23 protein-coding genes are annotated in these 23,329 nt (G+C 68.9%); 11 read left to right on the top strand and 12 right to left on the bottom strand.

The genetic code is table 11. The features are described 5' to 3' along the window. Positions 1–4 precede the first annotated feature (4 nt). From ASD77_RS10225 to sufT, 3 genes are all read right to left on the bottom strand, one after another. Positions 5–1,795: a S8 family serine peptidase gene (locus tag ASD77_RS10225; RefSeq protein WP_055940668.1), complete on the bottom strand. Its 1,791-nt coding sequence runs from the start codon at positions 1,793–1,795 to the stop codon at positions 5–7. 378 nt (positions 1,796–2,173) lie between these two features. After that, complete coding sequence (locus tag ASD77_RS10220; RefSeq protein ID WP_055941260.1) at positions 2,174–3,271, bottom strand: branched-chain amino acid aminotransferase; 1,098 nt, start codon at positions 3,269–3,271, stop codon at positions 2,174–2,176. Positions 3,272–3,321: 50 nt separating this feature from the next. Beyond that, entirely contained in the window at positions 3,322–3,873 is a 552-nt protein-coding gene (gene sufT / locus ASD77_RS10215; RefSeq protein ID WP_055940665.1) for a putative Fe-S cluster assembly protein SufT, read from the bottom strand. 110 nt (positions 3,874–3,983) lie between these two features. Between sufT and ASD77_RS10210 the strand changes: the two genes are divergently transcribed. Then, positions 3,984–4,397, top strand: coding sequence for a hypothetical protein (locus ASD77_RS10210; RefSeq protein ID WP_156383547.1), 414 nt, complete (start codon positions 3,984–3,986; stop codon positions 4,395–4,397). Between the two features lie 15 nt (positions 4,398–4,412). Here the strand turns inward: ASD77_RS10210 and ASD77_RS10205 are convergent, their stop codons facing one another. Together ASD77_RS10205 and ASD77_RS10200 are read right to left on the bottom strand one after the other, a co-directional pair. Continuing rightward, positions 4,413–5,801 (bottom strand): NAD(P)(+) transhydrogenase (Re/Si-specific) subunit beta, encoded by a 1,389-nt coding sequence (locus ASD77_RS10205; protein WP_055940660.1) that lies wholly within the window; start codon positions 5,799–5,801, stop codon positions 4,413–4,415. Then, positions 5,798–6,097, bottom strand: a complete 300-nt coding sequence (locus ASD77_RS10200; RefSeq protein WP_055940657.1) for an NAD(P) transhydrogenase subunit alpha — start codon at positions 6,095–6,097, stop codon at positions 5,798–5,800. The genes ASD77_RS10205 and ASD77_RS10200 overlap by 4 nt, the downstream gene beginning before the upstream one ends. Before the next feature lie 163 nt (positions 6,098–6,260). On the opposite strand from ASD77_RS10200, the gene ASD77_RS10195 reads away from it, so the two are divergent. The 4 genes from ASD77_RS10195 to ASD77_RS10180 are packed head-to-tail and all read left to right on the top strand — an operon-like array spanning position 6,261 to position 8,018. Beyond that, the gene (locus ASD77_RS10195) at positions 6,261–6,596 is read left to right on the top strand and encodes a hypothetical protein (RefSeq protein WP_055940653.1); all 336 of its coding nucleotides are present in this window, start codon (positions 6,261–6,263) and stop codon (positions 6,594–6,596) included. A 23-nt stretch (positions 6,597–6,619) separates the two neighbouring features. Next, positions 6,620–7,189: an RNA polymerase sigma factor gene (locus tag ASD77_RS10190; protein ID WP_055940650.1), complete on the top strand. Its 570-nt coding sequence runs from the start codon at positions 6,620–6,622 to the stop codon at positions 7,187–7,189. Beyond that, the gene (locus tag ASD77_RS10185; protein WP_055940646.1) at positions 7,186–7,578 is read left to right on the top strand and encodes a hypothetical protein; all 393 of its coding nucleotides are present in this window, start codon (positions 7,186–7,188) and stop codon (positions 7,576–7,578) included. Before ASD77_RS10190 ends, ASD77_RS10185 begins: the two co-directional genes overlap by 4 nt. After that, positions 7,575–8,018: a DUF3106 domain-containing protein gene (locus ASD77_RS10180; RefSeq protein WP_055940643.1), complete on the top strand. Its 444-nt coding sequence runs from the start codon at positions 7,575–7,577 to the stop codon at positions 8,016–8,018. Before ASD77_RS10185 ends, ASD77_RS10180 begins: the two co-directional genes overlap by 4 nt. A 9-nt stretch (positions 8,019–8,027) precedes the next feature. Here the strand turns inward: ASD77_RS10180 and ASD77_RS10175 are convergent, their stop codons facing one another. The 3 genes from ASD77_RS10175 to ASD77_RS10165 all read right to left on the bottom strand — a co-directional run bounded on the left by ASD77_RS10175 (position 8,028) and on the right by ASD77_RS10165 (position 13,892). After that, entirely contained in the window at positions 8,028–9,134 is a 1,107-nt protein-coding gene (locus ASD77_RS10175; RefSeq protein ID WP_055940640.1) for an NAD(P) transhydrogenase subunit alpha, read from the bottom strand. A gap of 74 nt (positions 9,135–9,208) precedes the next feature. Then, positions 9,209–11,527: a DUF1631 domain-containing protein gene (locus ASD77_RS10170; protein WP_055940636.1), complete on the bottom strand. Its 2,319-nt coding sequence runs from the start codon at positions 11,525–11,527 to the stop codon at positions 9,209–9,211. A 187-nt stretch (positions 11,528–11,714) separates the two neighbouring features. Then, positions 11,715–13,892, bottom strand: coding sequence for a DUF1631 family protein (locus ASD77_RS10165; RefSeq protein ID WP_055940632.1), 2,178 nt, complete (start codon positions 13,890–13,892; stop codon positions 11,715–11,717). Positions 13,893–14,032: 140 nt separating this feature from the next. Here ASD77_RS10165 and ASD77_RS10160 point away from each other — a divergent pair, with 140 nt between their 5' ends. The 3 genes from ASD77_RS10160 to ASD77_RS10150 are packed head-to-tail and all read left to right on the top strand — an operon-like array spanning position 14,033 to position 16,134. Beyond that, complete coding sequence (locus ASD77_RS10160; RefSeq protein ID WP_055940628.1) at positions 14,033–14,614, top strand: nitroreductase; 582 nt, start codon at positions 14,033–14,035, stop codon at positions 14,612–14,614. Then, positions 14,607–15,527 (top strand): 5'-3' exonuclease H3TH domain-containing protein, encoded by a 921-nt coding sequence (locus ASD77_RS10155; protein ID WP_055940625.1) that lies wholly within the window; start codon positions 14,607–14,609, stop codon positions 15,525–15,527. The genes ASD77_RS10160 and ASD77_RS10155 overlap by 8 nt, the downstream gene beginning before the upstream one ends. 40 nt (positions 15,528–15,567) lie before the next feature. After that, positions 15,568–16,134 carry an NUDIX hydrolase gene (locus tag ASD77_RS10150; protein WP_055940623.1) on the top strand — a complete coding sequence of 189 codons (567 nt, stop codon included), beginning with the start codon at positions 15,568–15,570 and terminating at the stop codon, positions 16,132–16,134. Between the two features lie 5 nt (positions 16,135–16,139). Here the strand turns inward: ASD77_RS10150 and ASD77_RS10145 are convergent, their stop codons facing one another. From ASD77_RS10145 to prmC, 4 genes are read right to left on the bottom strand one after another with little or no spacing between them, the layout of a single operon-like run. Further along, on the bottom strand, positions 16,140–16,649 hold the full coding sequence (locus ASD77_RS10145) for a DUF4019 domain-containing protein (protein ID WP_082563204.1): 510 nt from the start codon (positions 16,647–16,649) through the stop codon (positions 16,140–16,142). Positions 16,650–16,665: 16 nt separating this feature from the next. Then, on the bottom strand, positions 16,666–17,583 hold the full coding sequence (locus ASD77_RS10140; protein ID WP_200947373.1) for a dienelactone hydrolase family protein: 918 nt from the start codon (positions 17,581–17,583) through the stop codon (positions 16,666–16,668). A gap of 12 nt (positions 17,584–17,595) precedes the next feature. Continuing rightward, positions 17,596–18,537, bottom strand: a complete 942-nt coding sequence (gene pip / locus ASD77_RS10135) for a prolyl aminopeptidase (protein ID WP_055941255.1) — start codon at positions 18,535–18,537, stop codon at positions 17,596–17,598. A 30-nt stretch (positions 18,538–18,567) separates the two neighbouring features. Next, the gene (gene prmC, locus ASD77_RS10130) at positions 18,568–19,440 is read right to left on the bottom strand and encodes a peptide chain release factor N(5)-glutamine methyltransferase (protein WP_082563203.1); all 873 of its coding nucleotides are present in this window, start codon (positions 19,438–19,440) and stop codon (positions 18,568–18,570) included. 368 nt (positions 19,441–19,808) lie between these two features. Between prmC and ahpC the strand changes: the two genes are divergently transcribed. The 3 genes from ahpC to oxyR all read left to right on the top strand — a co-directional run bounded on the left by ahpC (position 19,809) and on the right by oxyR (position 23,232). Next, entirely contained in the window at positions 19,809–20,372 is a 564-nt protein-coding gene (gene ahpC, locus ASD77_RS10125) for an alkyl hydroperoxide reductase subunit C (RefSeq protein WP_055940616.1), read from the top strand. Positions 20,373–20,602: 230 nt separating this feature from the next. Further along, the gene (ahpF, locus tag ASD77_RS10120) at positions 20,603–22,189 is read left to right on the top strand and encodes an alkyl hydroperoxide reductase subunit F (protein ID WP_055940613.1); all 1,587 of its coding nucleotides are present in this window, start codon (positions 20,603–20,605) and stop codon (positions 22,187–22,189) included. A 71-nt stretch (positions 22,190–22,260) separates the two neighbouring features. Continuing rightward, on the top strand, positions 22,261–23,232 hold the full coding sequence (oxyR, locus tag ASD77_RS10115) for a DNA-binding transcriptional regulator OxyR (RefSeq protein WP_055940609.1): 972 nt from the start codon (positions 22,261–22,263) through the stop codon (positions 23,230–23,232). Positions 23,233–23,329 lie beyond the last annotated feature (97 nt).

Raw genomic sequence — 23,329 nt, 5'->3', positions numbered from 1 at the left:
GTGCTCAGAAGGTGACGCTCCAGCTGTTGATGTAGCCGGTGTCCTGACCGGCACGGTCCCGCACGCGCAGGCGCCAGCTGCCGTTGAGGGCCTCGCTGGACAGGTTGACCGTGTAGGTCTGGTTGATGTTGTCGGCACTGCCGCCGGTGCGGTTGTGCAGCACGTACACCGAGCCGTCCGGCGCCAGCAGGTCGACGATCAGGTCGCCGATGTAGGTGTGCACGATGTTCACCGCCACCTGCGCATTGCTCGGCGCGTTGCCGGTGCGGCCCGACACGGCGATGGTGCTGGTCACGCCGGTGGTGTTGTTGTCGGGAATGCTGACATCGGTGCCGTTGGTGTAGGTCTGCGTGCCGCCGCCCGGGGGCGTGCCGCCCTGCGCCGCCACCACCGCACCGTCGGCATTGGCGATGCCCGCGCCGCAGCCGCCCGAGCACGTGCCCGGCAACGCACGCGCGGTGCTCTTCAGGATGCTCTCCACCTGCGCCGGGGTCAGCGGCGAAGGCGCGGCCGCCTGCATCAGCGCCACCACGCCGGCCACGTGCGGGGCCGCCATCGAGGTGCCGTTGTACGACGCGTAGCTGGCGCTGCCCGGCGTGGTGGTGCCCGTGTTGAGCGTGGACAGGATGCTCGCGCCCGGCGCGGAGATGTCGATGCCGGTGCCGTAGTTGGAGAAGCTGGCACGCGAACCGGCCGACGTCGTCGCCGCCACCGCCACCACGTTCGGGCAGTTCGCCGGCACCGCGGTGGACACGTTGGTGTTGCTGTTGCCGGCCGCCACCACCACGGTGGTGCCGCGACCGACCGCACCGTTGATCGCATTCTGGTAGGTGGTGGAGCAGCTGCCGCCGCCACCCAGCGACATGTTGATCACTTCGGCCGGATTGGCATTGGCGGGCACGCCGCTGACGGTACCGCCCGAGGCCCAGGTGATGGCATCGGCGATGTCCGAGGTCAGGCCGCCGCAGCGCCCCAGCACGCGCACCGGCACCACCTTGGCGCCGAACGCGGTACCGGCCACGCCGGTGGCGTTGTTGGTCACCGCCGCGACCGTGCCGGCCACGTGGGTGCCGTGCCAGCTGGAGTTGCTGACCGGCGAGCCGCTGTAGCACTCGTTCGCCACCGGGTTCCAGTCGCCTTCGTCGTTCGGGTTGGAATCGCGACCGTTGCCGTCGCGCGAGACGAAGGTGTCGCTGATGAAGTCGTAGCCCGGCAGGATGTTGGCGTTGAGGTCGGCATGATTGGTGATGCCGGTGTCGATGACCGCCACCACCACGCCCGCGCCGGTGGACTTGTCCCAGGCCGGACGCACGTTGATGCCCGACGCCGTGGTGCCGAAGCCCCACTGCTCGGACAGGCGCGTGTCGTTGGGCGTCAGCACCGGATACATGCGCTGATCGACTTCCACGTATTCGACGTTCGGATCGGCCGCCAGCTGGCGCATCAGCGATTCGGCTTCCACGCGGTCCAGCTTCCGGTCGGCACGCACCACGTCCGCCCCACCCGCCGCCAGGCGGCGCAGCTTCTGCAGGCCCAGCGCGCGGCCGCCGCGCTTGGCGACGCCGGTGGCGGCCGCCGAGCTCAGCGAGCGCTGCAATTGCGTCGCATCGGCACTCTCCGTGCTGCCGTCGCGGTACTTGACGATGAAGCGGTCGTAGCCGCCCGGTTCTTCGACCTGCAGGCCGCTCATGTCCACGCGACCGGCCATCGCCGGCAACGCGTACAGCGATGCCAGCACGGCGGACGACAGGCACAGCAGGCGTACACGCGAACCACGCTTTGCAATTCCAGACATCAGACTCTCCCTCAAAAAGAAATGAAAGGCCGCCAATGCGGCAATAACCCGGTCGAGGGCGCAGGGCTGCTACGGGAGGGGGTGGACGGGCTGTTGCGTTCGACCGGATGCACGCCGTGCGTTGCACGGCGCAACGACGACGCTAACGGAGTGCACGCACATGAATCAGCGATGAAAGACACACTTTGATTGACCTGTTGCGAACGTAATCGTTGGAATACACGCATGTAGTGTTGGTCACCGGTGGACATGCGCACGTAGATTCATTTACGTGGATAACGGGGGTCAGCTGCGAATTTTTTATTCGTGTTTGCGCAACTCGAAGACATAAAAAAAGCCCGCTTTTCAGCGGGCTTGTTGTTAGCGATGCAACACGCCTCAGTCGCGCAGCTTCACCAGCCAGCCGTGGCGGTCCGGCAGGCGACCGTACTGGATGTCGGTGAGCTCCTTGCGGATGCCCATGGTCACTTCACCGGCGGGCGCGTTGAGGTCACCCACTTCAAAGCCCTTGCCCTTGAGCTGGCCGATCGGGGTGATGACGGCAGCGGTGCCGCAGGCGAACACTTCGACGATGTCGCCAGCGGCGACGCCCTGCTTCCATTCGTCGATGGACACCTTGCGCTCTTCCACGGCGTGGCCGCGGTCGCGTGCGATCTGGATGATGCTGTCTCGGGTGATGCCTTCCAGGATGCTGCCCGACAGTTCCGGCGTGACGATGTGGCCGTCCTTGTAGACGAGGAACACGTTCATGCCGCCCAGCTCTTCCAGGTACTTGCCTTCCACCGGGTCGAGGAACAGCACCTGCGAGCAGCCCTGGGCCTGCGCTTCCTGCTGCGGCAGCAGCGACGCGGCGTAGTTGCCACCGCACTTGGCCGCGCCGGTGCCGCCCTTGGCGGCGCGCGCATAGTCCTCGGACAGCCAGATGGCGACCGGCGCCACGCCCTTGGCGAAATACGCGCCGGCCGGGCTGGCAATGACGTAGTAGCCGGCCTGCTGCGCGGCACGCACGCCGAGGAAGGCCTCGGTGGCGATCATGAAGGGACGGAAGTACAGGCTGGTCTCCGGCGCCGACGGCACCCAGTCGCCGTCGATGGCGACCAGCTGGCGCAGCGATTCGACGAACTCGTTGACCGGCAGCTGCGGCAGCGCCAGGCGCGCGGCCGAGCGCTGCAGGCGCTTGCCGTTGGCGTCGGGACGGAAGGTCCAGATGGATCCGTCGGCGTGGCGGTAGGCCTTGATGCCCTCGAAGATCTCCTGGCCGTAATGCAGCACCGACGCGGCCGGGTCGAGCGACAGCGGACCGTAGGCGCGCACTTCGGCGTCGTGCCAGCCCTGCGCCTTGTCCCAGGTGATGGCGACCATGTGGTCGGTGAAGTGCAGGCCGAACCCGGGGCTGGCGAGGATGGCGTCGCGCTCGGTGGCCGTGCGGGCCTTCTCGTTGCGGGTCACGCGGTAGGTCAACGGGGCGGCGTTCATCACGTTCATCTCTTCCTTCCTGACGGGTTCTGCGGTGGCGAGCCGGAGGCTCAGAGCATGCCGGTTTCCAGCTTGGCGGCATCGGACATCATGTGGCGGCCCCACGGCGGGTCGAACACCAGTTCGACATCGGCCTCGGCCACGGTGGGAATCATCTCCAGCTTGCTGCGCACGTCGTCGACCAGGATCTCGCCCATGCCGCAGCCGGGCGCGGTCAGCGTCATCTTCACGTCGACGCCGCGCTGGCCATCCTCGCGGGTGGTGAGGTTGGCTTCGTACACCAGGCCGAGGTCGACGATGTTGAACGGGATTTCCGGATCGAAGCAGGTGCGCAGCTGGTTCCACACCAGCGCCTCGACCTCCTCGTCGCTGGCATTGTCGGGCAGCGACAGCGGCTCGGAGGGTTCCTTGCCGATGGCGTCGGCATCGCGGCCGGCGATGCGCATCAGGTTGCCTTCGACGAAGACCGTATAGCTACCGCCCAGTGCCTGGGTGATGTAGCCATAGCTGCCGGCCGGCAGGGTGACGAGTTCGCCCTGCGGCACCAGCACGGCGGCGCAGTCGCGGGAGAATTGGACGGGTTCGCTGCTGCGGGAATACATGCCGGACCAGATGGGGGCGCGCGTGGGGCGCTGCAAGGCGGCCTATTGTAGCGCCCGCGCCCCGGCGGTCGCGTTCAGGCCGTATCCTTGGCGACCCTGCCGGAGTCTCCATGTCCCCTGCCCCGCGTCGCAACGCCCGCTGGCTTGTTCCCCTGATGCTCGTGCTGGCCAGTGCCTGCGTGCTGGTGATCTGGGTGGCGCTGGCGGTCTACCTGCAACGGCAGGCCGGCTGGATGGCCCTGCTGGCTGCGCTGGACGTGGTGCTGGTCGTGCGCCTGGGCGGCATGGCCGCCGGCCCGCGGCGCGCGGTGCTGGCTGCGCTGGTCACGGTCGCGATCTGCGCGCTGGCGCTGTGGACGATCGCCGCCACCCAGATGGGCTTCCCGTTCGGGCTCAGTCCCTGGGATTCCGTATTGCGGCTGGGCGCGCACCACGCGTGGACGCTGATTTCCCTGACCACCACGCCGCTGGATGTGGTGGCATTGCTGGTGGCGCCGCTGCTGGCGGCGTGGTGGACGCGCTGAACCGGAACGGCGGGCTCAGTGCCCGCCGTCCAGCGCCTTCAGTTCGCTGACCAGCGCATTGGCCATCTCGGAACCGTCGCCGTACAGCATGCGGGTGTTGTCGGCGTAGAACAGCGCGTTCTCGATGCCGGCGAAACCGGTGCCCTTGCCGCGCTTGATGACGATGGTGTTCTTCGAGTTGACCACGTCGAGGATCGGCATGCCGTAGATCGGCGACGCCGGATCGGTCTTGGCCACCGGATTCACCACGTCGTTGGCGCCGATCACCAGCGACACATCGGTGTTGGCGAACTCGGGGTTGATGTCGTCCATGTCGGCGATCAGGTCGTAGGGCACGCCCGCCTCGGCCAGCAGCACGTTCATGTGGCCCGGCATGCGGCCGGCGACCGGGTGGATGGCGAACTTCACCTTGACCCCGCGATCCATCAGCTTCTGGCTCAGTTCCCAGATCTTGTGCTGCGCCTGCGCCACCGCCAGGCCGTAGCCCGGCACGATCACCACGCGCTCGGCGTAGGCCATCATCGCGGCCACGTCGGCGGCCTCGATGGGCTTCATCGAACCGCCGATCTCCTGCATGGCGGCGCTGCTGCCGCCGAAATTGGAGAACAGCACGTTGCTGATCTTGCGGTTCATCGCCTTGGCCATCAGCCGCGTCAGCAGCATGCCGGCCGCGCCCACCATGGTGCCGGCGATGATCAGCGCCTCGTTGCCCAGCACGTAGCCCTCGAACGCCACCGCCAGGCCGGTGAAGGCGTTGTACAGCGAAATCACCACGGGCATGTCGGCGCCGCCGATGGGCAGCGTCATCAACACGCCCAGCGCCAGCGACAGCACGAAGAAGGCGATGATCCACGGCATCGCCAGCGTGGTCAGCGCCATCACGCCGCAGGCCACGGCGGCCAGCGCGACCAGCGCGTTGAACCACTGCTGGCCGGGGAACGTGTAGCGCTTGTCCATGCGCCCGTCGAGCTTGGCCCAGGCGATCACCGAGCCGGTCAGCGACACCGCGCCGATCAGCGCGCCGGTCACGGCGAGCGACAGAGTGAAAGCGGATGGCGCCGGCTCACCGGACGAATAGCGCACCAGTTCCACCGCACCGATGGCCGCCGCGGAACCGCCGCCCATGCCGTTGAACAGCGCCACCATCTGCGGCATGTCGGTGATGGCGACCTTCTTGCCCCACACCCAGTTCAGGCCCACGCCGATCACGATGGCCGCGACCATCAGGCCGATGTTGTGCAGGCCCGGCAGGAAGAACGTGGCGACGGTGGCGATCAGCATGCCCATGCCGGCCCACTGGATGCCGCTACGCGCGGTCTTCGGGCTGGCCATGCGCTGCAGGCCCAGCAGGAACAGCGTGGCCGCGACGAAGTAGCTCAGCTTCACCAGGGTGAGCGCGCTCATTTGGCGTCTCCCGGCTTCTTGCTGCTCTTGAACATGTCCAGCATCCGCTCGGTGACCACGTAGCCGCCGGCCGCGTTGCCCGCGCCCAGCAGCACCGCGACGAAGCCGATGGCCTTCTCCAGCGTCGTGTCGGCATGACCCAACACCACCATCGCGCCGATCAGCACGATGCCGTGGATGAAGTTGGAACCCGACATCAGCGGCGTGTGCAGGATCACCGGCACGCGGGAAATGATCACGTGCCCGGCGATGGCCGCCAGCATGAAGATGTACAGCGCCACGAACCCGTCGCTCATCCGCTCCCCCATCCTGTCCACGTTGTCGATGCACGGGCCATGGCCAGTGCTTCCGCATCATAACCGCACCTGAACCCGCGGGTGGGGCGTGCCTCGGCGTCAACCCACCGCCCTCCCGGGCGTTTCCGTGCCTGCACCATCCACCCCACGAAAGGAGCCGATCATGAAGCGCACGTCATTGCTGGGCCTGACCGTCTTGCTGCTCGCTGCCACCGGCACGGCCGCCGCCGGCGACCGCGGCGATCGCATCGACCAGCGCCTGGACCGAAAGGGCGACCGCATCGAGCATCGGCTGGACACGCGCGGCGACCGGATCGAGCGCCGCTTCGACCGCAGTGCCCAGTGGGCCGACCAGCATGGTCGTCCGCACGCCGCCAACCGGCTGGAGCATCGTGGCGACCGCCTCGACGCGCGCCTGGATCGCCAGGGCGAACGCGCCGAAGCCCAATGGGACCGTCGCGGCGATCGCATCGATCGACGCCTCGACCGTCGCGGCTGATTCACGGCAGCGGCCGCTACTCTATGTTGGTGAGCACCTCTCCCAGTCCGTTGCCGGAAACGTCGTCGCCCGCCCCGCTGGCGACGACCATCGAGCTGTTCCTGGCCGACATCGGACCGCGTGCGTTCCGCTTCGCCGAAGCCGGCCTGCGCCATCGCGAGGATGCGCTGGATGCTGTGCAGGACGCGATGATGAAGATGCTCGCCTATCGCGAGCGGCCGGCCGCGGAATGGTCGCCACTGTTCTGGAGCATCCTGCGCCGGCGCATCGTCGACCTGCAGCGCCGCGCCGGCTTCCGGCTGCGCTGGCTGCTGCCGACGGGCGACCGCGGCGACGAGGGCCCGGTGGACTGGGCACCCGACCAGGGCGCCGGTCCGGCACAGGCCCATGACCAGCGCGAGGCCTATACGCGTCTGGTGCAGGCGCTGCGCGGCTTGCCCGCGCGCCAGCGCGAGGCGTTCACCCTGCGCGTCCTGGAAGAACTGGATGTGGCCGACACCGCGCGCGCGATGGGCTGCTCGGAGGGATCGGTGAAGACCCATCTGTCCCGCGCGCGCGACGCCCTGCAAAAGCAACTGGAGGAATTCCGATGAACCCCGCCCACGATGACGGCACTGACTTCGACCAGCAGGCCCGGCGCCTGCACCAGGCCGCCCTGGCGCAGGTCTCGCCGCAGACGCTGATGCGCCTGCGTGCCGCCCGCCACGATGCGGGCCGGCAGGCTCCGGCCGCCGGCCGCGCCCGCACGTGGCGGTGGTTGACCGCCACCGCGTTCTCCGCGGTGCTGGCCGTGGGCCTGGGCGTGCAATGGCTGCCACGCACGCCGCAGGCCACGACGCCTGCGGTGACGGCCGCGGTCGCGCAGGCGGACAGTCTGGCCGACGAGCTCGCCGTGCCCAGCGCCCTCGATGAAGATCCCGACCTGTATCTCTGGCTGGCATCCGCCGACGCCCAGCCCCTCGCCATGGAGTCGACCCGATGAAGGCCTCTGTTCTTCGCATCCTCGCCCTGGGCCTGGCGCTCGCCAGTGGCCAGGCGCTGGCCCAGTCTTCGCCCGCATCCCTGCCCGACTGGGACAAGCTGACGCCGCAGCAGCGCGAGGCCTTGATCGCGCCGGTGCGCGATCGCTGGAACCGCGAACCCGACGAGCGCGCGCGCATGCTGGAACGCGCGCAGCGCTGGCAGACGCTCACGCCGGAACAGCGTGCGCAAGCGCGCCACGGCATGAAGCGGTTCGAGAACATGAATCCCGAACAGCGCCGCCAGGCGCGCGCCCTCTACGGCCACATGAAGACGCTGACGCCGGAACAGCGCGATGCGCTGGGCGAGCAGTGGAAGAAGATGACGCCGGAACAGCGGGAGGCCTGGATCCGCGACAACGCGCCGCCACGAGGCGAGCGCGACCGGCGATCCGAGCGCTGAAGCCGACGGTCAGGCGGCGGCGTTCGTCGCCGCAGGCCGATCAGGCCACACGGTCTTGGCCAGCAGCTCGTCGTCCCAATCGAACTGCAGCGCGCCCTCCCTGACGAACAACGCGACGAAATTCAGCACGTTGCGCGCATACATCTCGCTGGCGTGCACGGCACCCAGGCTGGCGAGATTCAGCGGTCCGGCAATCGTCACGCCGTTGTGCGGATAGGTCTCGCCGGGCCGTGTCAGTTCGCAGTTGCCGCCGGTTTCCGCCGCGAGATCGACGATGACGCTGCCCGGCTTCATGCCGTCCACCATCGTCGTGGTGATGATCTTCGGTGCCGGCCGGCCTGGCACCGCCGCGGTGCAGACCACCACGTCGATGCCCTTCAGATGGTCGGCCAGGCGCTGTTGCTGCAGCGCGCGCTCCTCGTCGGTCAGCTGACGCGCATAGCCGCCTTCGCCGGCCGCACTGACGCCGAGATCGAGGAACTTGCCGCCCAGCGATTCGATCTGCTCGCGCGTTTCCGGACGCACATCGAAGCCTTCCACCTGCGCACCCAGGCGCTTGGCCGTGGCCACGCCCTGCAGCCCCGCGACACCGGCGCCGACGATCAACACCTTGGAAGGACGGATCGTGCCGGCGGCCGTCGTCAGCATGGGAAAGAAGCGCGGCGCGAGTTGCGCGGCGATCAGCACCGCCTTGTAGCCGGCCATGCCGGCCTGCGAGCTCAGCACGTCCATCGCCTGCGCGCGCGTCGTGCGCGGCAACCGCTCGAGCGGGAACGCCTGGATGCCGTTCGCCTGCAACGCGGCGGCGCGGGCGGGATCGGCAGCGGGCTGCAGCATCCCCACCAGCGTGGCGCCGGACTTGAAGCCGGCGATGGCGTCGGGCGACGGAGGCTGCACGCACAGCACCAGGTCGGCGCTGGCGCGGCCCTGGCCATCGACGGTGACGGCGCCCGCATCGGCGTAGGCGCTGTCGAGGAAGCCCGCGCCTTCGCCGGCGCCCTGCTCCACGCTCACCCGCGCACCGGCGGCGATGAGTTTCCGGACGGTTTCCGGCGTCGCGGCCACGCGGCGCTCGCCTGCGGCGGTTTCCTTCAGTACCCGAACTTCGACCGCCATTGCGCCCCTCGTCGTTAGGTCATCCGTGCCGCGATGCTAACAGAGCGCGGCAGGGCCGCGCGGAGGCGATCGGCTCAGGCGGGCGTGGCCGCCGAGGGAGCCGGTTCCAGGCGCTCGATCACGCCCTGCATGGCGCTGTCGAAGGCGTCTTCGCTCTGGTGCGTGCGCAGGCGGCCGAGCCGCACCATCGCCGCCAGTTCCTCGGGCGAAGCCACGCAGAAGCGCACGCCGCGACGGTTGACGAACAGCAGGCGCGAGGAGATCGGGCTGACCCACGACAGCTTGCCCGCCTGCACCTTGTTGTCCTTGTCGATGAAGTCCAGCCAGGTGCCGATCGGCAGGCCGCGGAAGTGGTCGGCGTCGCTGTGGTCGAAGTCGAGCGTATCGGCGCCGCCCACCAGCTGGATCGGCGTGGTGTCGTCGTCGACGACGGGCTTGGGCAGCACCACCTGCGGCAGTTCCGGCAGCGCCTTCTCCAGATCCGGACGCGCGGCCGCGACGGCCTGCAGGGTGTCGTGCAGCGCGTCGACGGCGCCTGCGGCGGCGTCCTGGTTCATGCCGACGCTGGCGAAGACCTTCAGCATGTCCGTCCGCCACGCCTGCAACCACGGCTTGCCGACCACATGGCGCTGGGCTTCGGTCAGTTCCTCGAGAATGCCATCGGCGAGCGCGAGCGATTCGCGCAGTCCCGTGCCGTCGTCGCCCTCGCGCAGCACCGTCATGGTGACGTGGTGCGCCCACGGCTGGCGCAGGAAATCCTCGATGGCCTGCGGCACACGGCGGCCGCTCAGGCGTTCGTCCAGTTCGGAAGTCATGCGCGCGCGCGCGGCTTCAAGCCGCTCCTGTCCGCGCTGGATCTCGGCGGCGCGGCGCTCGGCGATCTCGATGCGGCGGCGGTGCTGCTCCAAGAAGGCGCGGAACTCTTCTTCCAGGGTCAGGAAGATCGCCAGGTTCTCGTTGAACTCGGCGACCAGGCGGTCGACCACTTCCTCGACCTTGGTCAGCAGGGTGCGCTCGGCGGCGCTCTCACCGTTGTTGCCTTCGCAGGCTTCGGCCAGCACGTTGAGCAGGCGGCGCGCCGGATGGGTCTTCTGCACGAACATGCGGCGGTCCAGCAGCGCCACCTTCACGAACGGCACCACCAGCCGGCCGATCAGCTCGCGCGGCCGGCCTTCCAGATCGCGCTCGTCGAGCATCACGTCGAACAGCATGCCGACCAGATCGATGGCGTCCTCGTCGACCGGCGCCAACCGCGCCTGCGACGGATCCACGCCCAACTGGGTGGCGCTGCTGAGCACTTCATTCTTCAGCCGCTGCGACAGCGACTCGCCGGTATCGCCGATGGCGGCGCGCAAGGTGGCGCTGGGCGAGGCCTGCAGCAGCGACAGGACCGACAGCATCTCGCGCTGCGAGAGGTCGCGCTGGCGCGGATCGACGGCACGCGCTTCCGGTGCCTCGCCCGCGTCGCGGCCACGGCGCGATTCCTGCAGCAGATGGTGCAGCGCCTCCAGCAGCACGCCCTGCGCGCCCGGGCCGGACGCGTAACCGGGCGGCACGTCGCCGAATCCGCTCGGGGCCGGGGCCGGCTGGCTGGCCTGCAGCCCGCGACTGACGCCGGCCATGCGATTGAGGAAACGCGCCGCCCACGCGGGTGCGCCGGGCTCCTCACCGTCACCGTTGACGTCCAGTTCCTCGGCAGCGGCCGCCGCGGCGGCCGCGGGGGTCGGTGCACGGCGCGCCGGCAGCTCCGGCATCACGCCGACCTGCATCAGGCGCTGGTCGAGCGAGGCGTAGATACGCGCGATGGCGGGCACGAAGTCGCGCTCGCACAGTTTGATCACCACCAACCGCACGTCGGGTGCCAGATCGCAGCCCGCGAACGCCTGGTGCACGGCCACGCCGATGTGCTCGGGGCCGATCGGGTTGAGGTCGGCATCCAGCGTGATGTCGCCGGCGATCCAGCCCAGGCGGCGGTCCAGCCGCGCCAGCACCGGCTTGCACTCGCGCTGGATGACGCTGGCGAAGTTGCGCACGGCCAGGCGCGATTCCAGCTCCTGCTCGGACACCAGGCTGAGGGTGTCCTCGGCGGATTCCAGGAAGACCCGTTCGATCGACAGCGGCTGGCCGGCTTCCAGCGCCTTCCACGAGCGCTGCAGCTGGCCGCGGAATCGCCCGATGATGTCGTCGCGGCGGCGGCGCAGTTCGCGCATCGCGTCGAGGAAGGCCATCTGGGACGGACCGGCGCGCTCGGCGCGGTCGAACAGCGCATCGTCGAAACGTCCCAGCGCCACCGCGAAGGCATCGACCAGCGGCGGGATCGCGGCGTCGCGCGCCTGCTCCAGCAGACGCGTGTCGCGCCCGGGGCGGTCGGCGATGTTGAGGACGTTCGACATGCGCAGGGGTCCCCGCCCTGACGGGCGAAAGGAAGGTGGGGGATACGGACGGGGATCCGCGATGACATCGTAGGAAATCCGACCGACGGGCAACCGTGATGGCCTCGGCAGTTTGATGCCACGCAACACGTTGCCGCACGGAAAACCCCCGCGGCACGCGGCTTGCATGCCTGCGCCGGCGCCCGACTCAGCCCGCCGCGGGCATCACCAGCCGGTCCACCACGCCCTGCATGGCGCTGTAGAACGCATCCTCGTCGCGGTGCATGCGCACGCGCCCGAGCTGCGCCATCACCACCAGCTCCTGCACCGACGCCACGCAGATGCGCGCGCCTGCGCGACTGACGAACATCATGCGGCGCGAGAACGGACTGACCCAGCTCAGGCGGCCGGCCTGCACGCGGTTGTCCTTGTCGACGAAGTCCAGCCAGCTGCCTTCGCGCAGATCCTGGAAGTAGGCCGTCATCACCGGATCGAGATGCTCCATGCCCTGCACCCACTCGTGCGCTTCCAGCAGGCCAGGCAGCACCGGTGGCGGCTCCGCCGGCGGTTCCTGCGCGGTCGCTGGCGCTTCCTCCACCGTCGCCTGCGGTTCCACCAGCGCCGAGAACAGCTGCTCGCGCAACGCGGCGATGGCGGTGCGCGACTGGCCCGATGCCATCCACATGGGCTGCAGCCAGTCCATCGCGGCATGCCAGGCGCGCACGTCGCTGCGCACGTGGGCGTCGGACACGGCCTGCAGCAGGCCCTCCAGCATCATCGGGGCGGCCTGTGGCTTGTTCAGCGCCTGCATGCGCGCGGCGTACGCCGGCCAGGATTCCACCAGCACACGCCTTATCGCCAGCGGCGGGTCCTGGGCCTGCAGGCGCGCGTCGAGCTGGGCGGCGAACTGCGACACGGCTTCGGCTTCGGCGTCCTTCGCCTGCTGCTCGGCCGCCAGCGCCTGCTCGACCTTCACCGCCTCGCCGCGGTAGCGCGCGTAGAAATCGTTGAAATCGGCGCGCGCGGTGCGGAACACCGACTGGCTCTCGTCGAAATCCGTCACCACGCGCTGCACGGTGTCCTTGACCTTCTCCAGCAGCAGGCGCTGGGCCTCGGTTTCGCCCGGATTGCCGTCGCAGGCCTCCACCAGCACGTTCAACAGGCGACGCGCGGGATGGGTGGACTGCAGGAACAGCTTGCGGTCCTGCAGCGCGACCTTGGTCATCGGCGCCATCAGGCGGCCGAGCACCTGAACCTGCTCCGACGTCAGATGACTCTCGCGGAAGATCACCTCGAACAGCATGCCGACCAGGTCGACCACGTTCTCGTCGACATCGGTGATCGCCGCCGCTTCCGGCGCCACGCCCAGTTGCGCAGCGTGCAGGAAGATCTGCTGCTTGAACGCGGCCTGCAACCGGTCCGGGGCGGACAGGATGGTGGCGTGCACCTCGGGCACGCCGATCTGCAGCAGCGTCAGCGCCACCACCAGTTCGCGCTGCGACAGCGAGGTGGGCGCCACGTGGCTGCGCGGCGCGCCCTGCCCGCGCGCACGCTGCTGCCGGGATTCCTCCAGCAGGTTGTGCAGCGCCGGCGGCAGACTGGGGGCGGACTCCGCGTGGGCGATCGCGGCGTCGGCATCGCCTTCGTCCCACGACACGAAAAAACGCGTCATCCAGTCGGGCTCGTTGGGAGCTTCGTCGCCGGTGCTGGGAATCGCCTGCGCCCGACGCGTGCGTCCCGTCGTGCTGTCCTGGGCACCGAGCCTGCGCACCAACTGTGCGTGCATGGATTCGTAGATTGGCCCGAGCAGCTCGACCAGTTCCCGTCCGCAGCACTGCACCGCCAGTGCGCGCACGTTGCCGGGCAACGACGCGACCGCAAAGCCCCGATATACCGCCATCGCCACGCGCGCCGGTGAATACGGCGCGCTGTCCGGCTGCAGGCGCACGCCCATGTCCAGCCAGGTCAGGTAGCCATTCAGGCGCAGCAGTTCGGACTGCCATTCGCGCGAGATGAGGTCGGCCAACTGCTCCGTCGCCAGGCGCACATCCAGTTCGTCCTCTTCGACCAGGCCGAGGTCCGAACCGGCCTGTTCCTGGCCGAAGCGCGCCACCGGGGCTTCGCCGGCGGCGGCCGTCCGCCATGCCGTTGCCATGTCCTCGCGGAATCCACGCAGGATCAGTTCCCGCCGGTCCTTCAGCGCCAGCAGCCCTTCCAGATAGGGCGCGCGATCCAGTTCCATGCGCTCCAGCCGGTCCAGCATGGGCTGGCGCAGGCCGTCCACGACGTCAGCGAATGCGGCCTCCAGCGGCGCCTGCATCGCTTCCTGCAACAGTTCGACGAGCTGGTTGCCGGAGGTGGGAAGGGGCGGCGGGAGGGCGGGCATTGCGTCGTCGGGTCGGCCAGGTTGTCCGCTGCGACCCGTCCTGCTGTGCGGATCCGTGCGTGGCGCGGACGGTCATGCGTCCGCTGCGATTAAACTCATGCACCGAGACCGTGCACTGCATCCCACTATAAGGCGACTCGATGCCCACCGAAAGTCTGTTGCAGGCGCTGGACGCGCGCCGTTCCGTTCCCTCGAAGCAATTGGCTGAACCCGGCCCGGACCCGGCGACGCTGCGGCGGATGCTGGCATCGGCCGTGCGCGTGCCCGACCACGGCAAGCTGGTGCCGTTCCGCTTCATCCATCTGCATGGCGACGCGCGGCATGCGCTGGGCGACCGGCTGGCGGAACGCACCCGCGCGCTCGACCCCGACGCCCCGGATGCCGCCGTGGAAAAGGATCGCGGCCGTTTTTCCAGCGCACCGGACATCATCACCGTGGTCGCACGCCTGACCGCCGGCCACAAGGTGCCCGAGCAGGAGCAGCTGCTCACCGCCGGCAGCGTCTGCTTCGCCCTGCTGCAGGCGGCGCAGGCGTACGGATTCGGCGCGCAGTGGCTGACCGGATGGATGGCGTACGACACCCACGTGTCACAGTTGCTCGGCCTCGCCCCGAACGAAAGGATCGTCGGCTTCATCCACATTGGCACGCCGCGCCTGCAGGCGCCGGAGCGGGAACGCCCCGATCCGGCCGCGCTGCTGACCGAGTGGACGCCCGATGCCTGAGCCGCTGCACCCGCGCCCGCTCCATCTGGTCGATGCCAGCCTGTACGTGTTCCGCGCCTGGCATTCGATGCCGGACGAGTTCCAGGACGCCGACGGCTGGCCGACCAACGCGGTGCACGGCTTCGCCCGGTTCCTGCTCGAACTGCTGGAGAAGGAACGCCCCGCGCATATCGCCATCGCCTTCGACGAAGCGTTGGACAGCTGTTTCCGCAATCGCCTCTACCCGGCCTACAAGGCCAACCGCGAACCGGCGCCGGACGCGCTCCGCCGCCAGTTCACGCATTGCAAGGCGTTGTGCGCCGCACTCGGCCTGAGCGTGCTGGCGCATGCCGAATACGAGGCGGACGACCTGATCGGCAGCGCGCTGCACGAAGCGCGTCCACGCGGCTTCCGCGGCATCATCGTGTCTGCCGACAAGGACCTGTCGCAGCTGTTGGCGGAACATGACGAGCAGTGGGACTTCGCGCGCGGGCAGCGCTGGGGCATGGACGGGGTGAAGGCCCGCCACGGCGTGGAGGCGCGACAGATCGCCGACTACCTGGCGCTGACCGGCGATGCGGTGGACAACATCCCGGGCGTGTCCGGCATCGGCGCGAAATCGGCGGCCGTGCTGCTGGCGCACTTCGGCGACCTGGACACCCTGCTCGCCCGCATGGACGAAGTCGCCTTCCTGCGCCTGCGCGGCGCCGCCACGATGGCCGTCCGCCTGCGCGAGCAACGCGAGCACGCACTGCTGTGGCGCCAGCTCACGACCATCGCGCTGGACGCGCCGCTCGGCGATATCGCCTCCGGCCACGCGCGCGGCCAAGCCGACGGCGACATGCTGGCCGGCCTCTCCGATGCCCTGCGCTTCGGCCCGATGACGCGGCGACGGCTGCGGGTGGCGGCAGGGTTGGAGCCGCCCGGCTACTGAGCCGCTGTCAAACGTCACCTGCACCCGATAGCATCGCCGCATGAACGAACGCGACGACGACAAGCGCAAGGTGCCCGCCGAGGTGGTGTGGCAGGGCAAATACCAGCGGATGATGGTGCGTGGCACGTGGGAATACGTGGAACGCGCGCACGCCGGTGGACTGGCCGCGATCATCATCGCGGTGACGCCGGATGACGACGTGCTTTTCGTCGAGCAGTTCCGCGTGCCGTTGCAGGCGCGCACCATCGAGATGCCGGCGGGCTTGGTGGGCGACATCCACGCCGGCGAATCGATCGAAGTCTCCGCAATCCGTGAGCTGGAAGAGGAAACCGGCTGGACCGCCGACCACGCCGAGGTGCTGATGATCGGCCCCACCTCGTCGGGCAGCAGCAGCGAGAAGATCGCCTTCGTCCGTGCCACAGGCCTGCGCAAGGTCGGCGACGGCGGCGGCGATGGCGACGAGGACATCACCGTGCATGCGGTTCCGCGCCCGCGCGCGGCGGCCTGGCTGGCGCAGAAGATGGGCGAAGGCTACGCGCTGGATGCCAAGCTCTGGGCCGGGCTGTGGATGATCGACCACACGCTCGACGGCACGCCGCGCGGCTGAGGCGATCAGGCGACCTTGACGGCGTAGCCGGCTAGGCGCCAGACGCCTTCTTCCTCCCGCCGCAGGGTGACCACCTCGCGGTGCGGCAGTCCGATCGACCCGAACTTCACCGAGAACTCGAGCACCGCATAGGTCCCGATCTGCCAGCGCGTGCGCTGCGCGGGCTGGTCGACCCGCACCGCGACCCATCGCCGCGCCGTGCCGCGTCCGAGTTCGCGATGGCGTTGCTCGAGCTGGCCGAGGAAGGAGTCCTTCGGCATGCCATCGCGCATCGTCGCCGACGCGGCCGACCACAGGATCTCGTGCTGTCCCTGCTCGATGGCGTTGATGAAGCGCATCGCCGCCATGCCCAATCGCGGAACGTCGACGTCCTCCAGCCCGATCCTCGCCGCTGCCTGTGCTGCCACTTCCGCCATCGCGCTGCCCTGCCCGTTGATCCGGTGAGGTCGCGGCCCGCGCATCGGGCCGGCGACGCATTCCCGGTTTGTTCGTGCCGCCGTGGCGGCACCGGACATGCGGCAGGTGCGCGGATCAGCCGAGATGCTGGCGCAGGAAGGCCAGCGTGCGCTGCCAGGACAGCTCCGCCGCGGCCTGGTCGTAGCGCGGCGTGGTGTCGTTGTGGAAGCCGTGGTTCACCCCCGGATAGACATGCGCCGTGTAGGGCACGCCGGCCGCCTGCAGTTGCTGCTCGTACGCCGGCCAGCCGGCATTGACGCGCGCATCGAGTTCGGCGAACTGCAGCAGCAGCGGCGCCCTGATGCGTGCCGCCTCTTCCGCAGCAGGCTGGCCACCGTAGTACGGCACGCCGGCGTCGACGATGTCGGGCAGGCGCGCGGCCAAGAGGTTGGTCACCAAGCCACCGAAACAGAAGCCGATCACGCCCAGCCTGCCGCTGCTGCGCGGCAATGCATCGGCGAAGCGCGCAGCGGCTTCGAGATCCGCCATCACCTTGTCGCGGTCGAGCGTGGCCTGCATCTCGCGACCGGCCTCGTCGTTGCCCGGATAGCCGCCCAGCGGATACAGCGCATCCGGCGCGAATGCGATGAAGCCGGCGACCGCCAGTCGGCGCGCGACATCTTCGATGTACGGATTCAGGCCGCGGTTCTCGTGCACCACCAGCACGACGGGATGCCGTCCTTCCGCGCGCGGCATCGCCAGCAGGCCACGACCCTCGCCATGCCCCAACGGTGCGGGGAACGTGCGGTAGACGGTGGTGATGCGCGGGTCGTCGGCGGCGACCTGGGCCGCGAAGGCGTACTGCGGTGTCAGCGCCGCCAGCAGCGCCGCCGCCGCCGTGGTACCGCCCACGGCGAACGTCGCAGCGCCGGACAGGAAACCGCGCCGGTCGACGCGGCCGTGGACGTAGTCGTCGTACAGATCCAGCACGCGCTGGTCGAAGGCGGAAGCTGGTGTGCGCTGTTCGTCCATCGTGTTCCCCTCGGTGGTCATGAAGGCATCGGGTCAGGCGAAGGCGTCGGTCGCGCGCACCAGCGCGTCGACGTTCTCGGCCTCGAACGCGGAATGTCCCGAGGCCGGGGTGATCTCGAGCGTGGCCTTCGGCCAGGCCTTGTGCAGTTCCCAGGCATTGGCGACCGGGCAGACCACGTCGTAGCGGCCGTGCACGATCACGCCCGGGATATCGGCGATGCGCGAGGCGTCGCGCAGCAGCTGGTCTTCGACCTCGAAGAAGCCGCCGTTGACGAAGTAGTGGTTCTCGATGCGCGCGAACGCCAGCGCGAACTCCGGCTCCTCGTGGCCGCTGACGAAGTCCGCGTCCACGTGCAGGAAACTGGTCGCGCCTTCCCACACGCTCCAGGCCTTCGCTGCGGCCAGGCGCGTGGCCTTGTCGTCGGAGGTCAGGCGGCGGTGGAAGGCGGAGATCAGGTCGTGGCGCTCGACGGGCGGGATTGCAGTGATGTAGTGCTCCCATGCGTCCGGGAACAGGCGGCTGGCGCCTTCCTGGTAGAACCATTCCAGTTCCCAGCGACGCAACATGAAGATGCCGCGCAGCACCAGCGCGGTGACGCGCTGCGGGTGCGTCTCGGCGTATGCCAGCGCCAGCGTGGAGCCCCAGCTGCCGCCGAACACCTGCCAACGGTCGATGCCCAGCGCCTCGCGCAGTGTCTCGATGTCGGCCACCAGGTCCCAGGTGGTGTTGTCGACCAGATCGGCATGCGGCGTGGAGCGGCCGGAACCGCGCTGGTCGAACAGCACGATGCGGTACTTGGCCGGGTCGTGGAAGCGGCGCATCTTCGGGCTGCAGCCCGCACCGGGGCCGCCATGCAGCAGGACGACCGGTTTGCCGTCCGGATTGCCGCACTGTTCGTAGTACAGCGTGTGGCGGTCGTCGACCTTCAGCGTGCCGGTGTCGAAGGGCTCGATGTCGGGATACAGCGTGCGCATGGGCGGCATGTCCTGGAAGAAAGCGACAGTCTAGCGGCTGCGGTCTTGCCCTTCCGTTACGCGCCCCAGGGTCACGCGATCGCGCTGCTCCAGGTCGGTTTCCGTGGCGACGTCGACGAAGCCCGCCGCCACCAGCAGCGCGCGGATCGCCTCGCCCTGGTCCCATCCATGTTCCAGCAACAGCCAGCCGCAGGGCCGCAGGTGCGCCGGTGCCGCGGCGACGATCTCGCGGATGGCATCCAGTCCATCCGGCCCGGACGACAATGCCGTCGGTGGCTCGAAGCGCAGGTCGCCCTGCCCCAGATGAGGATCGCCCTCGGCGATGTAGGGCGGGTTGCTGGCGATCAGATCGAAGCGCTCGCCAGCCAGCGGCGCCAGCCAGCTTCCGCAGCGCAACTCCACATTGACGATGCCATTCGCCACGGCATTCGCCTGTGCGACCTGCAGCGCGTCTTCGCTGACGTCGGTCGCCACGACCTGCGCCAGCGGCCGCTCGCTGGCCAGCGCGAGCGCGATGGCACCACTGCCGGTGCCCAGGTCCGCGATGCGCAGCGGATGGTCGTCGGGCAACCGCGCCAGCGCCAGCTCCACCAGACATTCGGTTTCCGGCCGGGGGATCAGCGTGGCGGACGAGACCTGCAGGTCCAGCGTCCAGAACCCGCGCCGGCCCAGCAGGTAGGCCAGCGGCTCGCCGTCGGCCCGGCGCTGCAGCAGCGCCTGGAAGGCCGCCGCCTCGGGCGCGGGCAGCGGATCGTCGCCGTGGGCGAACAGCCACGCACGTTCGCGCTGCAGCACGTGCAGCAGCAGGTGCTCGGCCTCGTGGCGGGCGTCCGGGCCGGGCAGGCCCAATGCGGCGGCACGCAGGGCCAGGTCGAGGCGGGCGGTGGGCAGGTCGGCAGGCATCGCCGGGCATGGTACCGGGCCGCGCGCCGGCCCGGACGACGCCGCATCGCCGCGCCGCACCATCATGGTGCTCAATCGCGTATGGAGGGGGGAAGACCGGCGCAGGCCGTCCGACAGGCGATTCTCGACGCCGGCCCGCATAAGGGACGTCTTCATCATCGGCGGGGCGCGACCGGCCAACTCATTGAAAAACAGGGATTCACACCCAAAATCGTTATCGGCGATGCCCGGGCTAGCTGGCCTGTTCAGGCATTCCAATAGCCAAAGACTATCTATCCAATTCCATCAATCGATTTGAGATATCAATAGCCCCTGCCTACCATGGCGCCATCGCTTCACCACACCCACTCCACTCACGAGGATCTCCGATGTCCCTGATCAACACCCCGGTCCAGCCGTTCAAGACCACCGCCTTCCACAATGGCGAATTCGTCGAAGTCACCGACGGCACCCTGAAGGGCAAGTGGTCGGTCCTGATCTTCATGCCGGCCGCCTTCACCTTCAATTGCCCGACCGAAGTGGAAGACGCCGCCGCCAACTACGCCGAGTTCCAGAAGGCCGGCGCCGAGGTCTACATCGTCACCACCGATACGCACTTCTCGCACAAGGTGTGGCACGAAACCTCCCCGGCGGTCGGCAAGGCCCAGTTCCCGCTGGTCGGCGACCCGACCCACCAGCTGACCCGCGCCTTCGGCGTGCACATCGAAGAGGAAGGCCTGGCCCTGCGCGGCACCTTCGTCATCAACCCGGAAGGCGTCATCAAGACCGCCGAGATCCACAGCAACGAGATCGCCCGCGACGTGTCGGAGACCCTGCGCAAGCTGAAGGCCGCGCAGTTCACCGCTGCCAACCCCGGTCAGGTGTGCCCGGCCAAGTGGAAGGAAGGCGCGCAGACGATCGCCCCGTCGCTGGACCTGGTCGGCAAGATCTAAGCAGCATTTCCGCAGCACCGCGCGTTCCTCGCCGGGACGCGCCAGTTCCATCGCATCACGCCACTCCGGGCCACCCGCCCGGAGTGGCTCCCCTGCAGCAGCGGCATGCGCCGCTCGCCGGTTCCTCTCTCCCTGGCCGGCTCCCTCCCCCGGCGCATGCCGCTCCTGCAAACGCCTGACCTTCCCTTCCCCGGTTCTCTTCCCAGAATCCCTCCACGGAGACGTTCGCCATGCTGGACGCCAATCTGAAGACGCAGCTCAAGGCCTACCTGGAAAAGGCCGTGCGCCCGATCCACATCACCGCCCACCTGGACGGCAGCGACGCCTCGTCGCAACTGCAGGCGCTGCTGCGCGACCTGCAGGACGCATCCGCGAACATCCATGTCACCGAACAGCAGGGCGGCGAGCGCACGCCGTCGTTCTCGCTGACCTCGCCCGGCCATGACATCCACCTGACCTTCGCCGGCCTGCCGATGGGCCACGAGTTCACCTCGCTGGTGCTGGCGCTGCTGCAGGTCGGCGGCCATCCGTCGAAGCTGGCGCAGGACGTGATCGAGCAGATCGGCACGCTGGACGGCGAGTACCGCTTCGAAACCTATTTCTCGCTGTCGTGCCAGAACTGCCCGGACGTGGTGCAGGCACTGAACCTGATGGCGGTGCTCAATCCGAAGATCCAGCACGTCGCCATCGACGGCGCGCTGTTCCAGCAGGAAGTCGAACAGCGCGAAGTGATGTCGGTGCCGACGATCTTCCTCAATGGCGAGGTGTTCGGCGCCGGCCGCATGGGCGTGGAAGAGATCGTCGCCAAACTGGACACCAACGCCGGCAAGCGCGAGGCCGAGAAGATCAAGGCCAAGGCGCCATACGACGTGCTGGTGGTCGGTGGCGGGCCCGCCGGTGCCGCGGCTGCGATCTACGCCGCGCGCAAGGGCATCCGCACCGGTGTGGCGGCCGAGCGCTTTGGCGGCCAGGTGCTGGACACCATGGCGATCGAGAACTTCATTTCCGTGCCCTACACCGAGGGCCCGAAGCTGGCCGCGGCCCTGGAACAGCACGTCAAGGACTACCAGGTCGACGTGATGAACCTGCAGCGCGCGGAGAAGCTGGTGCCGGCCGGCGCCGACGGTCTGGTCGAGGTGCAACTGGCCAACGGTGCGTCGCTGAAGTCGAAGACCGTGGTCCTGTCCACCGGTGCGCGCTGGCGGCAGATGAACGTGCCCGGCGAGAACGAGTACCGCAACAAGGGCGTGGCCTATTGCCCGCACTGCGATGGCCCGCTGTTCAAGGGCAAGCGGGTGGCGGTGATCGGCGGCGGCAATTCCGGCGTGGAGGCAGCGATCGACCTGGCCGGCATCGTGGCGCAGGTCACGCTGATCGAATTCGACAGCCAGTTGCGCGCGGATGACGTATTGCAGCGCAAGCTGCGCAGCCTGCCGAACGTGCGCGTCGTCACCAGCGCACAGACGACGGAAGTGCTGGGCGATGGCAGCAAGGTCAACGGTCTGGTCTACAAGGACCGAACCGGCGGCGACACGCACCGCGTCGAACTGGAAGGCATCTTCGCGCAGATCGGCCTGCTGCCGAACACCGAATGGCTGAAGGGCGTGGTGGACCTGAGCCCGCGCGGCGAGATCATCGTCGACGACCGCGGCCAGACCAGCGTGGCGGGCGTGTTCGCCGCGGGCGACGCCACCACGGTGCCGTACAAGCAGATCGTCATCGCCATGGGCGAAGGCTCCAAGGCCGCGCTCAGCGCCTTCGACCACCTGATCCGCACGTCGGCGCCGGTGGAAACCCCGGACGCGGTCGCGGCATGATGCACCGGCGCGGGCCACGCAGGGTCCGCGCCTTCGTCGCACGCAAGGCCGTTCCCTGAGGGAAGAGTCCGATGAATCTCCGCGACCTGAAGTACCTGGTGGCACTGGCCGACCACAAGCATTTCGGCCGCGCCGCCGCCGCGTGCTACGTCAGCCAGCCCACGCTGTCGACCCAGATCAAGAAGCTGGAAGACGAACTGGGAGTGCCCCTGGTCGAACGCGCGCCGCGCAAGGTCATGCTGACGCCGGCGGGCCGCGACGCCGCCGACCGCGCGCGACGCATCGTGGCGGAAGTCGAGCAGATGAAGGAAGCCGCGCGCCGCAGCCAGGATCCGGAAGCCGGCACGGTGCGGCTGGGCCTGTTCCCCACGCTGGGGCCCTACCTGCTGCCGCACGTGGTGCCGCAGTTGCGCGCACGCTTCCCGCACCTGGAGCTGCTGCTGGTGGAGGAGAAGAGCGACGTGCTGCTGTCGCGCCTGCGCGAAGGCAAGCTCGACGCCGGCCTGCTGGCCCTGCCGATCGCGGACGACCAACTGCACACCGAATTCCTGTTCGAGGAACCCTTCGTGCTGGCCGTGCCCGAGTCGCACCCGCTGGCGCAACGCGCGTCGCTGACCCTGGCCGAGCTGTCGCAGCAGCAATTGCTGCTGCTGGAAGATGGTCATTGCCTGCGCGAACAGGCGCTGGACGTCTGCCGCCTGGCCGGCGCCAACGAAAAATCCGAATTCCGCGCCACCAGCCTGGAAACGCTGCGGCAGATGGTGGCGGCCGATGTCGGCATCACCCTGCTGCCGACGCTGGCGGTGAAGCCGCCGGTGGCGCGTTCGCCGAACATCCACCTGCTCGGCTTCAGCGATTCGCATCCGAACCGGCAGATCGCGATGGTGTGGCGCAAGAGCTCGGCGATGAGCGAGTTCCTGCAGCAACTCGCGCAGGTGTTCCGCGAACTCCCGCCGGGGCTGCTTGAGCCGGATCCGCCCGTCCATGGCACGGGAACCAGCGCCTCCCGACCACCTGAACCGTCGCGTCCGCACATGGCTTGAAGGCGTCGCGCTTCCGGGCTACGGTAAGCGTGCAAAACAGGACTCCGATGGGCGGCGCAGCAACGCGTCGCCCGTTTCTTTTTGCGCGACCCCAAAA

Origin of the sequence: Pseudoxanthomonas sp. Root65 (assembly GCF_001427635.1) — a bacterium.
In the GTDB taxonomy this organism is placed as follows: Bacteria; Pseudomonadota; Gammaproteobacteria; order Xanthomonadales; family Xanthomonadaceae; genus Pseudoxanthomonas_A.
Note: the sequence above shows the minus strand (reverse complement) of the source record. Positions and strands in the feature narration are given on the sequence as shown.

Coding starts and splice junctions, on each gene's coding strand:
- ASD77_RS10225 (WP_055940668.1), bottom strand. CDS start 1,795: ATGTCTGGAATTGCAAAGCGTGGTTCGCGTGTACGCCTGCTGTGCCTG.
- ASD77_RS10220 (WP_055941260.1), bottom strand. CDS start 3,271: ATGAACGCCGCCCCGTTGACCTACCGCGTGACCCGCAACGAGAAGGCC.
- sufT (WP_055940665.1), bottom strand. CDS start 3,873: ATGTATTCCCGCAGCAGCGAACCCGTCCAATTCTCCCGCGACTGCGCC.
- ASD77_RS10210 (WP_156383547.1), top strand. CDS start 3,984: ATGTCCCCTGCCCCGCGTCGCAACGCCCGCTGGCTTGTTCCCCTGATG.
- ASD77_RS10205 (WP_055940660.1), bottom strand. CDS start 5,801: ATGAGCGCGCTCACCCTGGTGAAGCTGAGCTACTTCGTCGCGGCCACG.
- ASD77_RS10200 (WP_055940657.1), bottom strand. CDS start 6,097: ATGAGCGACGGGTTCGTGGCGCTGTACATCTTCATGCTGGCGGCCATC.
- ASD77_RS10195 (WP_055940653.1), top strand. CDS start 6,261: ATGAAGCGCACGTCATTGCTGGGCCTGACCGTCTTGCTGCTCGCTGCC.
- ASD77_RS10190 (WP_055940650.1), top strand. CDS start 6,620: ATGTTGGTGAGCACCTCTCCCAGTCCGTTGCCGGAAACGTCGTCGCCC.
- ASD77_RS10185 (WP_055940646.1), top strand. CDS start 7,186: ATGAACCCCGCCCACGATGACGGCACTGACTTCGACCAGCAGGCCCGG.
- ASD77_RS10180 (WP_055940643.1), top strand. CDS start 7,575: ATGAAGGCCTCTGTTCTTCGCATCCTCGCCCTGGGCCTGGCGCTCGCC.
- ASD77_RS10175 (WP_055940640.1), bottom strand. CDS start 9,134: ATGGCGGTCGAAGTTCGGGTACTGAAGGAAACCGCCGCAGGCGAGCGC.
- ASD77_RS10170 (WP_055940636.1), bottom strand. CDS start 11,527: ATGTCGAACGTCCTCAACATCGCCGACCGCCCCGGGCGCGACACGCGT.
- ASD77_RS10165 (WP_055940632.1), bottom strand. CDS start 13,892: ATGCCCGCCCTCCCGCCGCCCCTTCCCACCTCCGGCAACCAGCTCGTC.
- ASD77_RS10160 (WP_055940628.1), top strand. CDS start 14,033: ATGCCCACCGAAAGTCTGTTGCAGGCGCTGGACGCGCGCCGTTCCGTT.
- ASD77_RS10155 (WP_055940625.1), top strand. CDS start 14,607: ATGCCTGAGCCGCTGCACCCGCGCCCGCTCCATCTGGTCGATGCCAGC.
- ASD77_RS10150 (WP_055940623.1), top strand. CDS start 15,568: ATGAACGAACGCGACGACGACAAGCGCAAGGTGCCCGCCGAGGTGGTG.
- ASD77_RS10145 (WP_082563204.1), bottom strand. CDS start 16,649: ATGTCCGGTGCCGCCACGGCGGCACGAACAAACCGGGAATGCGTCGCC.
- ASD77_RS10140 (WP_200947373.1), bottom strand. CDS start 17,583: ATGACCACCGAGGGGAACACGATGGACGAACAGCGCACACCAGCTTCC.
- pip (WP_055941255.1), bottom strand. CDS start 18,537: ATGCGCACGCTGTATCCCGACATCGAGCCCTTCGACACCGGCACGCTG.
- prmC (WP_082563203.1), bottom strand. CDS start 19,440: ATGCCTGCCGACCTGCCCACCGCCCGCCTCGACCTGGCCCTGCGTGCC.
- ahpC (WP_055940616.1), top strand. CDS start 19,809: ATGTCCCTGATCAACACCCCGGTCCAGCCGTTCAAGACCACCGCCTTC.
- ahpF (WP_055940613.1), top strand. CDS start 20,603: ATGCTGGACGCCAATCTGAAGACGCAGCTCAAGGCCTACCTGGAAAAG.
- oxyR (WP_055940609.1), top strand. CDS start 22,261: ATGAATCTCCGCGACCTGAAGTACCTGGTGGCACTGGCCGACCACAAG.